At 71.3% G+C, this 12,471-nt stretch carries 13 protein-coding genes and 2 pseudogenes; 10 read left to right on the top strand and 5 right to left on the bottom strand.

The window, feature by feature from the left end; all coding sequences use genetic code 11:
• The first annotated feature begins 413 nt into the window (after window positions 1-413).
• The 5 genes from mltG (at window position 414) to ACIA77_RS13145 (ending at window position 5,684) form a co-directional block, all read left to right on the top strand.
• Window positions 414-1,904: an endolytic transglycosylase MltG gene (gene mltG, locus ACIA77_RS13165; protein WP_395886060.1), complete on the top strand. Its 1,491-nt coding sequence runs from the start codon at window positions 414-416 to the stop codon at window positions 1,902-1,904.
• Window positions 1,891-2,754, top strand: coding sequence for a shikimate dehydrogenase (locus ACIA77_RS13160; RefSeq protein WP_395886059.1), 864 nt, complete (start codon window positions 1,891-1,893; stop codon window positions 2,752-2,754). Before mltG ends, ACIA77_RS13160 begins: the two co-directional genes overlap by 14 nt.
• A 65-nt stretch (window positions 2,755-2,819) precedes the next feature.
• Window positions 2,820-4,082, top strand: coding sequence for a GrpB family protein (locus ACIA77_RS13155; RefSeq protein ID WP_395886058.1), 1,263 nt, complete (start codon window positions 2,820-2,822; stop codon window positions 4,080-4,082).
• A gap of 17 nt (window positions 4,083-4,099) precedes the next feature.
• Window positions 4,100-4,723, top strand: coding sequence for an HAD-IA family hydrolase (locus ACIA77_RS13150; RefSeq protein ID WP_395886057.1), 624 nt, complete (start codon window positions 4,100-4,102; stop codon window positions 4,721-4,723).
• A gap of 19 nt (window positions 4,724-4,742) precedes the next feature.
• Window positions 4,743-5,684: a D-2-hydroxyacid dehydrogenase family protein gene (locus tag ACIA77_RS13145; protein ID WP_395886056.1), complete on the top strand. Its 942-nt coding sequence runs from the start codon at window positions 4,743-4,745 to the stop codon at window positions 5,682-5,684.
• Between the two features lie 216 nt (window positions 5,685-5,900).
• Here the strand turns inward: ACIA77_RS13145 and ACIA77_RS13140 are convergent, their stop codons facing one another.
• The 4 genes from ACIA77_RS13140 to ACIA77_RS13125 all read right to left on the bottom strand — a co-directional run bounded on the left by ACIA77_RS13140 (window position 5,901) and on the right by ACIA77_RS13125 (window position 9,157).
• Window positions 5,901-6,716: a serine hydrolase domain-containing protein gene (locus ACIA77_RS13140; RefSeq protein ID WP_395886055.1), complete on the bottom strand. Its 816-nt coding sequence runs from the start codon at window positions 6,714-6,716 to the stop codon at window positions 5,901-5,903.
• Between the two features lie 101 nt (window positions 6,717-6,817).
• Complete coding sequence (locus tag ACIA77_RS13135) at window positions 6,818-7,087, bottom strand: HPr family phosphocarrier protein (protein ID WP_395886054.1); 270 nt, start codon at window positions 7,085-7,087, stop codon at window positions 6,818-6,820.
• A gap of 31 nt (window positions 7,088-7,118) precedes the next feature.
• Window positions 7,119-8,360: a PTS transporter subunit EIIC gene (locus tag ACIA77_RS13130; protein ID WP_395886053.1), complete on the bottom strand. Its 1,242-nt coding sequence runs from the start codon at window positions 8,358-8,360 to the stop codon at window positions 7,119-7,121.
• Window positions 8,357-9,157, bottom strand: coding sequence for a GntR family transcriptional regulator (locus ACIA77_RS13125; RefSeq protein ID WP_395886051.1), 801 nt, complete (start codon window positions 9,155-9,157; stop codon window positions 8,357-8,359). Before ACIA77_RS13125 ends, ACIA77_RS13130 begins: the two co-directional genes overlap by 4 nt.
• 232 nt (window positions 9,158-9,389) lie before the next feature.
• Here ACIA77_RS13125 and ACIA77_RS13120 point away from each other — a divergent pair.
• Together ACIA77_RS13120 and ACIA77_RS13115 are read left to right on the top strand one after the other, a co-directional pair.
• Window positions 9,390-9,635 (top strand): annotated as a pseudogene (locus ACIA77_RS13120) (glucose PTS transporter subunit EIIB); the annotation flags it as partial.
• Window positions 9,632-10,087, top strand: coding sequence for a PTS glucose transporter subunit IIA (locus tag ACIA77_RS13115; RefSeq protein WP_395886050.1), 456 nt, complete (start codon window positions 9,632-9,634; stop codon window positions 10,085-10,087). The pseudogene ACIA77_RS13120 and the gene ACIA77_RS13115, both read left to right, overlap by 4 nt.
• A gap of 81 nt (window positions 10,088-10,168) precedes the next feature.
• Here ACIA77_RS13115 and ACIA77_RS13110 read toward each other — a convergent pair whose 3' ends face one another.
• Window positions 10,169-10,606, bottom strand: a complete 438-nt coding sequence (locus ACIA77_RS13110; protein WP_395886049.1) for a Rieske (2Fe-2S) protein — start codon at window positions 10,604-10,606, stop codon at window positions 10,169-10,171.
• Window positions 10,607-10,738: 132 nt separating this feature from the next.
• Between ACIA77_RS13110 and ACIA77_RS13105 the strand changes: the two genes are divergently transcribed.
• The 3 genes and pseudogenes from ACIA77_RS13105 to ACIA77_RS13095 form a co-directional block, all read left to right on the top strand.
• Window positions 10,739-11,143: a hypothetical protein gene (locus tag ACIA77_RS13105; RefSeq protein WP_395886048.1), complete on the top strand. Its 405-nt coding sequence runs from the start codon at window positions 10,739-10,741 to the stop codon at window positions 11,141-11,143.
• A gap of 43 nt (window positions 11,144-11,186) precedes the next feature.
• Window positions 11,187-11,672: a sigma-70 family RNA polymerase sigma factor gene (locus ACIA77_RS13100; protein ID WP_395886212.1), complete on the top strand. Its 486-nt coding sequence runs from the start codon at window positions 11,187-11,189 to the stop codon at window positions 11,670-11,672.
• A pseudogene (locus tag ACIA77_RS13095) lies at window positions 11,669-11,767 on the top strand (zf-HC2 domain-containing protein); the annotation flags it as partial. The gene ACIA77_RS13100 and the pseudogene ACIA77_RS13095, both read left to right, overlap by 4 nt.
• Between the last annotated feature and the right edge of the window lie 704 nt (window positions 11,768-12,471).

Below are 12,471 nucleotides of genomic sequence, written 5' to 3'. Positions count from 1 at the left end.
GCCCGCCGCCCGGTCCACCGCGCCGTCGGCGCCGGGCCGACCCGGGCGACGTCCCGCCCCCGCCGCCCCGCCGTCGTCCGCGCTCGGACACCGGTGACGTCCCGATGCCCGAACCGGGCCCGTCGCGTCCGGTCCGCCGCCCCGGCCCGCCGGACGGCTCCATGCCGCCGGATCCGCGGTTTGCTGGTCCGGTGGATGGTTCGATGCCGCCGGATCCGCGGTTTGCCGGCCCGCCGGATGGCTCCATGCCGCCGGATCCGCGGTTTGCCGGTCCGGTGGATGGTTCGATGCCGCCGGATCCGCGGTTTGCTGGTCCGGTGGATGGTTCGATGCCGCCGGATCCACGGTTCGCCGGCCCGCCGGATGGCTCCATGCCGCCGGATCCGCGTTTCGCCGGTCCGGTGGATGGTTCGATGCCGCCGGACCCGCGGTTCGCCGGCCCACCGGATGGCTCCATGCCGCCCGACCCGCGGTTCGCCGAAGGCTCCATGCCGCGTGACCCTCGCCTGGGCCGGCCGGGCGACCAGCCGCAGCCCGGGCCGCGGCGCCGTCGCCCGCCGCTGCCCGTGGAGCACCCGACGGACGTGCTCCCGGCCGTCCAGGACCCCGCCCCGCAGGAGGGCGAGCAGTTCGACGACCTCTTCGACGAAGACGACTACGAAGACGAGTACCGCGAGTACGACGGCGAATACGACGAGGCGTACGACGAGTACGACGAAGATCCCGACGCCGAGTACGAAGAAGAGGAATTCGCCGAAGAACCCGTCCCCGTCAAGAAGAAGCGCAAGCGCGGCAAGCGCGCGTTCGGCTGGGTCGCGGCGCTGATGGTGCTCGTGCTCATCGCCGGCGGCGCGTACTACGGCTACCACAAGGTCTTCGGCTACGACGACTACGAAGGCGGCGGCGAGGGCAGCGCGCTCATCCAGGTCGAGGACGGCGACACGACGTCGGCCATCGGCAGCAAGCTGGTGAAGGCGGGTGTCGTCGCGAGCACGAAGGCGTTCGTCAAGGCCGGTGAGGACAACACGGCGCTCAGCCGCATCCAGCAGGGCTACTACCTGCTCAAGCAGCACATGTCCGGCGGCAGCGCGGTCACGCTGATCACCTCGCCGGCCGCGCGCGTCGGCAGGCTCGAGATCCGTCCGTACATGCAGCTCGACGACGTCAAGCAGCCCGGCGACAAGGTCGCGCCGGGGATCTACTCGCTGATCTCGAAGGCTTCGTGCGCCGAGCTCGATGGCAAGAGCACCTGCATCTCCACCGACGACCTGCGCAAGACGGTCGCCGACGCCGACCTCAAGACCCTCGGCGTGCCCGACTGGGCGGTGAACGACTCGCAGAAGGCGCTGAGCAAGGACAAACGCATCGAAGGCCTCATCGCGCCCGGGCTCTACGACGTCAAACCGGGCTGGACCGCGACGGAGCTGATGACGAACCTCATCAAGCAATCCGCCGACGCGATCCAGGCCGCGGGCCTCAGCGCGCAGAACACCGGGCCGAAGCAGACGCCGTACCGGACGCTGATCATCGCGTCGCTCATCGAGCGCGAGGCGATCACGGACGACTTCCCCAAGATCTCGCGGGTCATCTACAACCGGCTCGACCAGAAGATCAAGCTGGGCCTCGACTCCACGGTGAACTACGTGGTCGACAAACCGACCCTGCTGACCAACCAGGCGGACCGCGAAGCCCCCGGCCCGTACAACACGTACCTGAACTACGACCTGCCGCCCACGCCGATCGGGGTGCCGAGCTCGGCCGCCATCAAGGCGGCGCTCGACCCGGCGCAAGGCGACTGGCTGTACTTCGTGAAGTGCGAGAAGGACGGGCACTCCTGCTTCGCGTCGACCAACGCCGAGCACAACAAGAACCGACAACTGGCGCAGCAACGTGGTGTCTTCTGACGGGCCGCGCAAAGCGGCGGTGCTGGGCAAACCGGTGGAGCACTCGCTCTCACCGGTGTTGCACCGCGCGGCTTTCGAGGCGCTCGGGCTGACCGGCTGGACCTACGAACGGGTGGAGACCTCCGCCGAAGAGCTGCCCGGGTTCGTCGACGGGCTCGGCCCCGAGTGGGTCGGCCTGTCGGTGACGATGCCGGGCAAGCGGTGCGCGCTCGACCACGCCACGGAGATCACGCCGCGCGCGGCGGCGGTCGGTGCCGCCAACACGCTGGTGCGCGTCGAGGGCGGCTGGCTCGCCGACTGCACCGACGTCGACGGCGTCACCGGCGCGTTGCGAGCCGCCGGCGGGTACGCGCCTTCGCCGGGTGACCGGGCCGTGGTGCTCGGCGCCGGCGGTACCGCGGCCGCGGCGGTCGTGGGGCTGGCCGCGCTGGGCGTGGCGGCGGCGAGCCTCGTGGTGCGCGAACCGGCGCGCGCGGGCGAGACGCTCGACGCGGCCAAGCGCGCGGGCCTCGAGGTCGACGTCCTCCGGTGGTCCGAAGTGGACTTTCGGGACCTGGCGGCGCGAACCGCCGTGCTCGTGAACACCGTGCCGCCGGACGCGGTGCGGCCGCACGCCGCGGCGCTCGCCGTGGTGCCCAGCGTGGTCGACGTGATCTACCACCCGTGGCCGACGCCGCTGGCCGAAGCCGTCACCTCGCGCGGCGGCCGGCTCGCGACCGGGCTGGACATGCTGCTGCACCAGGCGTTCGGCCAGGCGGAGCACTTCACCGGACGGCCCGCGCCGCGCGAACGGATGCGGGCGGCGCTGCGGGCGGCGACCGGCGACCTCCTCCCGCTGCCGATTTCCTGAGGACGAGCCGGCGGTCGGCTGTTAATCTGGCCGACTGCCCATCTCGACCTGATCAGGGGGAACGCATGCCGGCCACCAGCCAGCCGCCGCACACTGACGAGGAGATCCAGAACGCGTGGGTCGACGAAGCACCCCGGCTCGACGGCACGGTGCACCTCGCCGAGTACGACCCGCGGTGGCCCGCGTTGTTCGAGGGCGAAGCCGAGCGCATCCGCGCCGCGCTGGGGGAGCGGGTGCTGCTGCTCGAACACGTCGGGTCCACGTCCGTGCCCGGCCTCGCCGCCAAACCGATCATCGACATCCTCCTGGAGGTTCCGGACTCCGACGACGAACCCGCCTACCTCCCAGCGCTCGAAGCGGCGGGCTACCAGCTGGTGATCCGCGAACCGGCGTGGGAAAGGCACCGCGCCTTCTCCGGTTCGGACCCGCGAGTGAACCTCCACGTGCACTCGCCGGGCAACGGTCAGACCGAGCGCTACCTGCTCTTCCGCGACCGGCTCCGCGCCCACCCGGAAGAACTGGCCACCTACCTCGCGAAGAAGCGCGAGCTGGCCGCGAAGACGTGGCGATACATCCAGAACTACGCCGACGCGAAGTCCGAAGTGATCGACGAGATCGTGGCCCGCGCCCGCGCCGCGCAGTACGACGAGTTCAGCCAGGCGTACGCCGACCACGCGGCGAAGAGCGTGACGAACGCCCTCTACGACCGGCCGGCGATCGTCGAGCTGGCCGGCGACGTCGCGGGCCGGCGCGTGCTCGACGCCGGCTGCGCGGCCGGGCACCTCAGTGCGCTGCTGGCCGCGCGCGGCGCGGACGTGCTGGGCCTCGACGTGAGTCAGGGCCTGATCTCGTTGGCCCGCAAGGAGTTCGGGTCCGTCGCGGAGTTCGAGGTCGCCGATCTCGCGCAGCCACTGTCCCTTGAGGACAGTTCCGTCGACGTCGTCACGGCGTCCCTCGTGTTGCACTACCTGGCGGACTTCGGTCCGGCGCTGCGCGAGTTCCACCGCGTGCTGCGCCCGGGCGGACTCCTCGTGTTCTCCGTGCACCACCCCGGTGAGGACTGGCACTGGTTCGACCGCGAGAACTACTTCGAGACGGAGCTGCTCGACGACGAGTTCCCGCTCGGGTCGTACCGGCAGCGCGTGCAGTTCTACCGCCGGCCGCTGAGCGAGACGTTCGGCGCGGTGCGCGACGCCGGGTTCGCCGTCGACCGGCTGGTGGAACCGCAACCGGTGGCCGAAGCGGACGAAGCGGATCCGCGGGTCGCGCAGGTGCTGCGGACGAAGCCGCGGTTCCTCTACTTCCGTTGTGTGGCTGGAGAAAAGTGATCCTGAACTGTCGTGCCGTGCTGTTCGACGTCGACGGGGTGCTCGTCGACTCCACCGCGTCCGGCGAGCGGTCGTGGACGCGGTGGGCGGGCGAACACGGGCTCGACCCGGCGGCCGTGCTCGACGGGGTGCACGGCCGCCGGTCCGCCGAGACCGTGCGCCGGTTCCTGCCCGAAGACCAAGCGGGGGAGGGGCTGCGCCGGATCGACGAGCTGGAGATCGGCGACGCCGGCACCACCGTCGCGATCCCGGGCGCGGCCGGGCTCCTCGCCGGCCTGGCCGGGAACTGGGCCGTGGTCACGTCGGCGTCGGCGCCGCTGCTGAACGCGCGGCTGGCCGCGGCGGGACTGCCGTTGCCGCCCGTGGTGATCACCGCCGAGGACGTCGAACGCGGCAAACCGGACCCCGCGGGCTACCTGCTCGGGGCCCGGCGCGTCGGCGTGCCGATCGGCGAGTGCGCGATCTTCGAGGACAGCGGCAACGGGCTCGCGGCGGCGGTGGCGGCGAAGCCGGCGGCCGTCGTCGGCGTCGGGCCGGGAGCGCTGGATTCGCCCGCTTCGCCGGTTGTGCGCGACCTGCGGGGGATCCGCTGGACGGGCGCCGGGCTCGACGTCGGGCAGGACGCTGTGCTGCGGGCGTGAGCGGACTACGGTGGGGCGCATGAAGATCGCGATCCTCGACGACTACCAGAACGTCGCGCTCACCTACGCCGACTGGGCTTCCCTCGGCGCCGACATCGAGGTCTTCACCGAGGCCTTCAGCGGGCCCGACGACGTGGTGCGCCGGCTCGCCGGGTTCGACGCGGTCGTGGCGATGCGGGAGCGCACGCGGTTCCCGGCCGACGTCCTGGACCGGCTGCCGGACCTCAAGCTGCTCGTCAGCACGGGCCGGCGCAACGCGGCGATCGACCTCGAAGCGGCTCGGCGCAACGGGGTCGTGGTGTCGGCGACGGGGTACCTGGGACCGCCGACGCTGGAGCACACGTGGGCGCTCATCCTGGCCACCGCCCGCAACCTCCCGGCCGACGTGCGCTCCATGCGTGACGGCGGCTGGCAGGTCGGCGTCGGCACCGTGCTCAGCGGCAAGACGCTGGGCCTGCTCGGGCTGGGCCGCCTGGGGAGCGCGTCGGCGAAGATCGGGCAGGCGTTCGGGATGGAGCCGATCGCGTGGAGCCCCAACCTGACCCCCGAGCGCGCCGCCGAACACGGCGTGACCGCGGTGTCGAAGGACGAACTGTTCGAACGCAGCGACGTGCTTTCGGTGCACCTCGTGCTGTCCGAACGCAGCCGCGGCCTCGTCGGGGCACCCGAACTCGCCCGCATGAAGCCGACGGCGCTGCTGGTGAACACCTCCCGCGGCCCGATCATCGACGAGACCGCCTTGCTGGACACCTTGCGGGCCAAGAAGATCGCTGCGGCCGCGCTGGACGTCTACGACGTCGAACCGCTGCCCGCGGACCACCCGCTGCGGGCGCTGGACAACGTCGTCCTCACCCCCCACGTCGGCTACGTCAGCAAGGAAACGTACGAGATCTTCTACCGGGACGCGGTGGAAGACATCGCGGCTTTCCAAGCAGGCACACCGATCCGCGTGATGGAGTGAGGGGTTTTCGGTCCTGCGCAGGGGCGTGTCGCGTGGCGTAAGCCCCCCGAAGCTTGAGTGTGCTAACGGCCGGTGACCCCGTGTCAAGGCGGGAAAGCGTACCTTGACACGGGGTCGCCGGCCGTAGAGGAGCTTCGGATCGGGGGGCTGGGGCAGGGCTGGGTGGTGGGTCGCGTGGGGTTGTCGGCTTGCGTGGCGTAGGCGTGTGTTGTCGCGTTAGGCGCGGAGGTCGGCGAGGACCGCGTCGGTGAACTTCGGCCACACCTCTGCCGCCCAGGGACCGAACGAGCGGTCCGTCAGTGCGACGCACGCGTGCCGCGCATCGGGATCCACCCACAGGAACGTCCCGGACTGGCCGAAGTGGCCGAAGGTGCGCGGTGAGCTGTGGGACCCCGTCCAGTGCGGGTTCTTGTGGTCGCGCAGTTCGAACCCGAGGCCCCAGTCGTTGGGCTTCTGGTGGCCGAAGCCGGGCAGCACGCCGTTGAGGCCGGGGAACGCGACCTCCGTGGCGGCGGCCAGTGTTTCCGGCGCGAGCAGTTTCGGGGCCTGCAGTTCGGCGGCGAACGTGAGCAGGTCGTCCACAGTGGACGAAGCGCCGGCGGCGGGGGAGCCGTCGAGGGTCGTGGCGGCCATGCCGAGGGGGTCGAGGAGGGCTTCGCGCTGGTAGTCGGCGAACGCGATCCCCGAGTGGTCCGCCAGGGTTTCCGCCAGCACCTCGAAGCCCGCGTTGGAGTACAGCCGCCGGGTGCCCGGTTCGGCCATGGCCTTGTGCGCGTCGAACGCCAGGCCGGAGGTGTGGGCGAGCAGGTGGCGCACGGTCGAGCCCTCGGGGCCCGCCGGGGTGTCGAGCTCGACCACGCCCTCTTCGAGCGCGATGTGCGCGGTGTAGGCGGTGAGCAGCTTGGTCACCGAGGCCAGGCGGAACACGCGGGTGGTGTCGCCGTGGCGGCCGCGCACCTCGCCGCCGGCCGAAACCACCGCGGCCGCGGCGTTGTCCACCGGCCAGTCGTCGATCAGGCGCAGGCTCTCCATGCCGCCAGCTTAAACACCCCCGAAACGCGCGAAGGGGCCACCCGGCACCGGATTCCCGGCACCGGACGGCCCCTCGCTGCTGCCCCTGGAGCGGTACCCGGCTACGCGTCGAGGTCCGTGGCGACGAGCTGCGCGACCGCGTCGACCGCGGCCTCGGCGCCCTCGCCGTCCTCGGCGCTGATGACGACCTCGTCGCCGTGGGCGGCGGCGAGCGTCATCAGGTTGAGCACGCTGCCGGCGGCCACCGGATTGCCGCCGGCCTTGGCGATGTTCACCGCGACGGGCTGAGCCGCGGCCGCCTTGGCGACCAGCGCGGCCGGCCGGGCGTGCAGGCCCACCTTGCTGGCCACGGTGACTCGTTTCTCCGGCATGGTCGTCCTCTCTCGTTCTCTGCTGGCGATCTTACTTCGCGGCCGTGCGGTCGAGGTCGGCTTCGATCGAGTCGTCCTCGCGGCCGGGGGTGCGCATGTTCCACTTGGTGATCACGAAGCGGAACACCACGTAGTAGATGACGGCGAAGACCAGGCCGATCGGGATCAGCAGCCACGCCTTGTGGGCCGTGTCCAGCGACGAGTTCAGGGCGAAGTCGATCGCACCGCCCGAGAACGAGAAGCCGAGGTGGATGCCCAGCGCGTTGCAGACGGCCAGCGAAACGCCGGTCATGATCGCGTGGAAGATGTAGAGCGGCCACGCGACGAACATGAACGCGAACTCGATCGGCTCCGTGACACCGGTGATGAACGAGGTCAGCGCCGCCGAGATCATGATCGAGCCCACGATCTTCTTCTGGCCCGGCTTCGCGGTCTGCCAGATCGCCAGCGCCGCGGCGGGCAGGGCGAACATGAAGATCGGGAAGAAGCCGGTCTGGAAGATGCCCGAGCCCTGGACGTGGTTGTTCAGGAAGTTCGGGATGTCACCGCCGTTGAAGATGAACCAGACCGGCACGTTGAGCAGCTGGTGCAGGCCGATCGGGATCAGCAGGCGGTTGAGCACGCCGTAGATGCCGCCACCGACCACCGGCGAGCCAACCACGGCCTTACCGATGTCGTTGATGGCCGCGTCGACGTACTTGAAGACCAGGCCGAAGATCACGCCGAGGATGATCATCGCGAACGCGGTGATGATCGGCACGAACCGGCGACCGCCGAAGAAGGCGAGCCAGCTCGGCAGCTTGATCCGGTAGTAGCGCTGCCACAGCAGGGCGGCGACGATACCGCTGATCACACCGGTCAGCACGCTGTAGGGCCAGTGGATCGGCGACGCGTCCCACGCGGGTTTGTACCCCTGCTGGCTGCTGATCGGGGCGATCGCCTGGATCACCTTGTTGAACACGACCCAGCCCACGACGGCGGCGACGGCCGTCGAGCCGTCACCCTTGCGCGCGAAGCCGACCGCGATACCGATGGCGAACAGCAGGGGCAGCCAGTCGAACAGACCACCGCCCGCCGCGCCGATCACGGCCGCGACCTTGTCCCAGCCCAGGCCCTTGCTGCCGAACACGTCGTCCTGGCCCAGCCGGTTCAGGAGACCGGCCGCGGGCAGGACGGCGATGGGGAGCATAAGGCTGCGGCCGAAGCGCTGCAGCCCGGCGAGCCCGCCGCCGCCCTTCTTGCCCTTCGCCCCCTCCGTGGTGGTGGCGCTCATCGTCGGGTACCTCCGTAGTGGGGTTCGTGGCCGGAATCCGGGGTGTTCCGATCCAACTGCATGGTCACCTGGTAGTGGTCCCCCCGGTACCAGGACGTCATGTCCTCGACCGGTTCTCCGCCTGCGCTGGAGATCCGGCGGAAGACCAGGAGCGGACTGCCGGTGCGCATGCCGAGCAGGCGCGCCGTGTCGCGGTCCGCGGACTCGGCCCACACCGTCTGGTACGCCTGGTCCGGCCGCAGGTCGTAGGCCTCGGCCAGCTGCGCGTACAGGGAACGGGTGAGGTCGAGGTCGAGCAAGCCGGGCGTGCGCCCGGCGTGGTACCAGCCGCGTTCCACGGCCAGCGGCACGCCGTCCGCGCGCCGCAGCCGCACGAGCCGGTGGGCCGTCACGCCCTCGGCCAGGCCGAGTGCGTGGGCCGAGGTCACCGGCGGGACCTCGACCGACGTGGACACCACCTCGGTGGTCGGGGTGAGCCCGCGCCGGCGCATGTCGTCGGTGAAGGACATCAGGTAGAGCTGCAGCTCCATCCGGCGAGCGGCGGTGAACGTGCCCTTGCCGCGCACGCGGGCCAGCAGGCCCTCCTCGACGAGCTTGCCGATCGCCGAGCGGACCGTGAGCCGCGAGACACCGTAACGCTGCGCGAGCTCCCGCTCCGACGGGATCGGCGAACCGGGCGGGAGCTCGCGCTCCACGGACCGGCGCAGGATCTCCCGCAGCTGGGCGTGCTTGGGGGTGGGCCCGTTGGTCACCCGGTCGACCCGGTCGGGCGGCGGGACGTGCGCGGCCGCGCTCATCGGTGTCACCCTCCTCGTGTCGTCGCACCGGGCAGCCGGTGCTCGCGTCTTCGCCGGAAGATTGGTACGTTCCGGTCTAGACCAATGAATCCGATGGGGCAGGATGCTCTGCTTCGTGAGCGGGTGTCAACCACCGTTATGCGTTCGTGGCCCGCGGCGACGTGCATGCCGACGAACGGCGTAGTAGTGGTGGAGCGCACTTGGCCCACGTCGGGAACGAACGGGAAACGAGGAGGCCGCGATGGCGGATGACAGGCCGGAGAAGATTCTCGCGGCGCTCGGCGGCGCGGACAACGTCGTCGAGATCGAAGGCTGCATCACGCGCCTTCGGTGCGAGCTCGAGGACAACAGCCTCGTCGACGAGGCGGCGCTCAAGGCCGCCGGCGCGATGGGCGTGGTGAAGATGGGCTCCGCGGTCCAGGTGATCGTCGGGCCGGAGGCGGACACGATCGCCAGCGACATCGAGGACCTGATGTGAGCCTCGAGATCCTGAGCCCCGTCGCGGGTGAGGTCGTCGCGATCACGGAGGTGCCCGACCCCGTGTTCGCCGAGGCGATGGTCGGCCCCGGCATCGCCGTGAAGCCGAGCGGCGGCCGCGCCGACGCCGTCGCGCCGGTGGACGGCACCGTCGTGACGCTGCACCCGCACGCCTTCGTGGTGGCGACCGAGGACGGGCGCGCCGTGCTCGTGCACCTCGGCATCGACACCGTCAAGGAGAAGGGCGAGGGCTTCACGCTCCACGTGGTCAAGGGCGAGGTCGTGCGCGCCGGCCAGCCGGTGGTCGGCTGGGACCCCGAAGCCGTCGCGGCCGCCGGCTACTCGCCGATCGTGCCGGTCGTCGGGCTCGACGCCCAGGCCGACGTGCTCGCGGGCCTCGAGCCCGGGCGCACCGTCGCCGCGGGCGACCCGTTGTTCACCTGGACCGGCTGAGCCGGGTACTGCGCGGAAGGGCCCCTGGCGGACGCTGATCGTCCGGCAGGGGCCCTTCGTCGTGCGCGGCTGGGGGTGTGTTCAGGCGGTGACGACCTCGCCGTTCTGGACCTTCACGTTCACCTTCGGCAGTGGCTTTTCGGCCGGGCCGTTCTTCACCGCGCCGGTGAGCGAGTCGTAGACCGAACCGTGGCAGGGGCAGTGGATCTCGGCGCCCTGCGGCGGGTTCACGGTGCAGCCCTGGTGGGTGCAGACGGCGCTGAAGCAGTTCACGGTACCGGCGGTCGGCTGGGCCACGATCACGTCCTGGCCGTCGGGGGTCTTGGCGGACTTCGCCTGGCCGACGGGCACGTCGGACAGCGCGATGACCTTCCCGCCGGGCTTGGGGGCGTCCCCGCTCGACGAGCCGGAGTCCGAGCCGCCGCCGCACGCCGCGAGGGCGACGGTGCCCACGGCGACGCCGGCGACGGCGGCACCGGTGGTGAGAACGGAGCGGCGGGAGTGCAGTTCGGCAGTCATGCCCCTAGTAACGAAGCCCCGGCCCGAGTGGTTCACCCGTTCACCGCATCGGTCGTCCGGTGAACCGGAAGGGCGGTGCTTCCGTGTAGTGGGGGAGAGGGATTCTGAACGGGTGAGGTGAAGGAGAGAGCCATGTTGGCCAACTGGATGCGCGGACTGGGCGCGCTCGGGCTCGTGGGGTCCGCCGCGGTCCACTTCTACCTGTACTTCGGCAGCGGTTACTCGGACATCCCCGTGGTCGGGCCGCTGTTCCTGGTCAACGGGATCGCCGGCGTCGTGATCGCCGTGGCGCTGCTGGCGTGGCGGCACTGGGTGCCGCCGTTCCTCACGTTCGGCTTCGGCGGCGTGACGCTGCTGGCGTACGTCCTGTCGGTGACCGTCGGCTTCTACGGCGTGCACGACCAGTTCAACAGCCAGTTCGAGTACTGGGGTGTGGTCACCGAGGCGCTGTGCGTGATCTGCGGCCTGGTGCTGCTGGCGCAGGAGGTGCGGGCGCGCCAGGCGGGCGGCGCGCACGCGGTGCCGGCCGGTCGCTGACCGAGGCGGCCCGGTGGGGAGGAGCGACGTCGAGGACCAGCTGATGCGCGCGCTGCACGAAGAGCACGCGGCCGCGCTGTGGTCCTATGCCCTGCACCTGACCGGCGGCAACCGGATCCACGCGGAGGACGTGGTCCAGGAGACGCTGCTGCGGGCGTGGCGGCACACGGACGTGCTGGACCAGTCGCGGGGTTCGGCCCGCGCGTGGCTGTTCACGGTCGCGCGGCGCATCGCCATCGACGGGTGGCGGTCGGCGACCTCGCGCTCGGAGGTCGTCACCGACGCTCCGCCCGAGCGCGCGGTGGCCGACGGTACGGAGCGGGCAGTGCAGGGGTGGCTGGTGGCCGAGGCGCTGGGCGAGCTCTCGGTGCGGCACCGCGAGGTGCTCGACCTGTGCTACTTCCAGGGGTACTCGGTGGCCGACGCCGCCCGGACCCTGGGGATCGCCGAGGGGACGGTGAAGTCCCGAACGCACTACGCGTTGCGGGCCCTTCGCCTGGCTTTGGAGGAGCGGGGCGTGACGCAGTGATCGCCGACGAATTCGCGACGTATGACGCGGCGTACGTGCTCGGTGCGCTGTCACCGGAGGAGCGCCAGGCGTTCGAAGAGCACCTGCCGGGGTGCGACCGGTGCGCGGCCGCGGTGCGAGAGCTGGCGGGGTTGCCGGGATTGCTGGCGCAGACCCGGGGGTCGGGTGGCCCCGGGGCTTCGGGTTCTGCTGGTGTTCCGGGCTTTCCCGGGGTGGAGGGTGCCTCGGGAGCGTCCGGTGCTTCAGGAGTCCCCGGAGCCCCGGGTGCTGGGGGTGCGCCGGATGCCTCGGGCGTTGACGGTGCTGCCGGAATGTCCGGTACGGGTGGGGGTTCGGGTTCTGCTGGTGCTGCGGGTGGTCCGGGGTTGTCGGGCCCGGTAGCGCCGGATGCCTCGGGTGTTGCCGGTGCCGCCGAGGTTGCCGGCGCGGGTGGGGTTTCGGGCTCTGCCGGTGGTTCGGGTCCTGCTGGTGCTGCGGGTGGTCCGGGGGTGTCGGGCCCGGCGGCGCCGGATGCCTCGGGCGTTGCCGATGCCGCCGAGGTTGCCGGCGCGGGTGGGGTTTCCGGTTCTCAGGGGGGTTCGGGTGGTCCGGGGGTGTCGGGCCCGGCGGCGCCGGATGCCTCGGGCGTTGCCGGTGCCGCCGAGGTTGCCGGCGCGGGTGAGGTGTCGGGCTCTGCCGGTGGTCCGGAGGTTCCGGATGCCGCGGAGGTTTCGGGTACGGCTGGTACTGCCGGTTCGTCGGCGGTGCCGGGTGGTTCGGGGGTTTCCGGTTCTTCGGGTTCGTCGGCGCCGGTCGGGGG

Source organism: Amycolatopsis sp. NPDC051903 (genome assembly GCF_044452505.1).
In the GTDB taxonomy this organism is placed as follows: domain Bacteria; phylum Actinomycetota; class Actinomycetes; order Mycobacteriales; family Pseudonocardiaceae; genus Amycolatopsis.
Note: the sequence above shows the minus strand (reverse complement) of the source record. Positions and strands in the feature narration are given on the sequence as shown.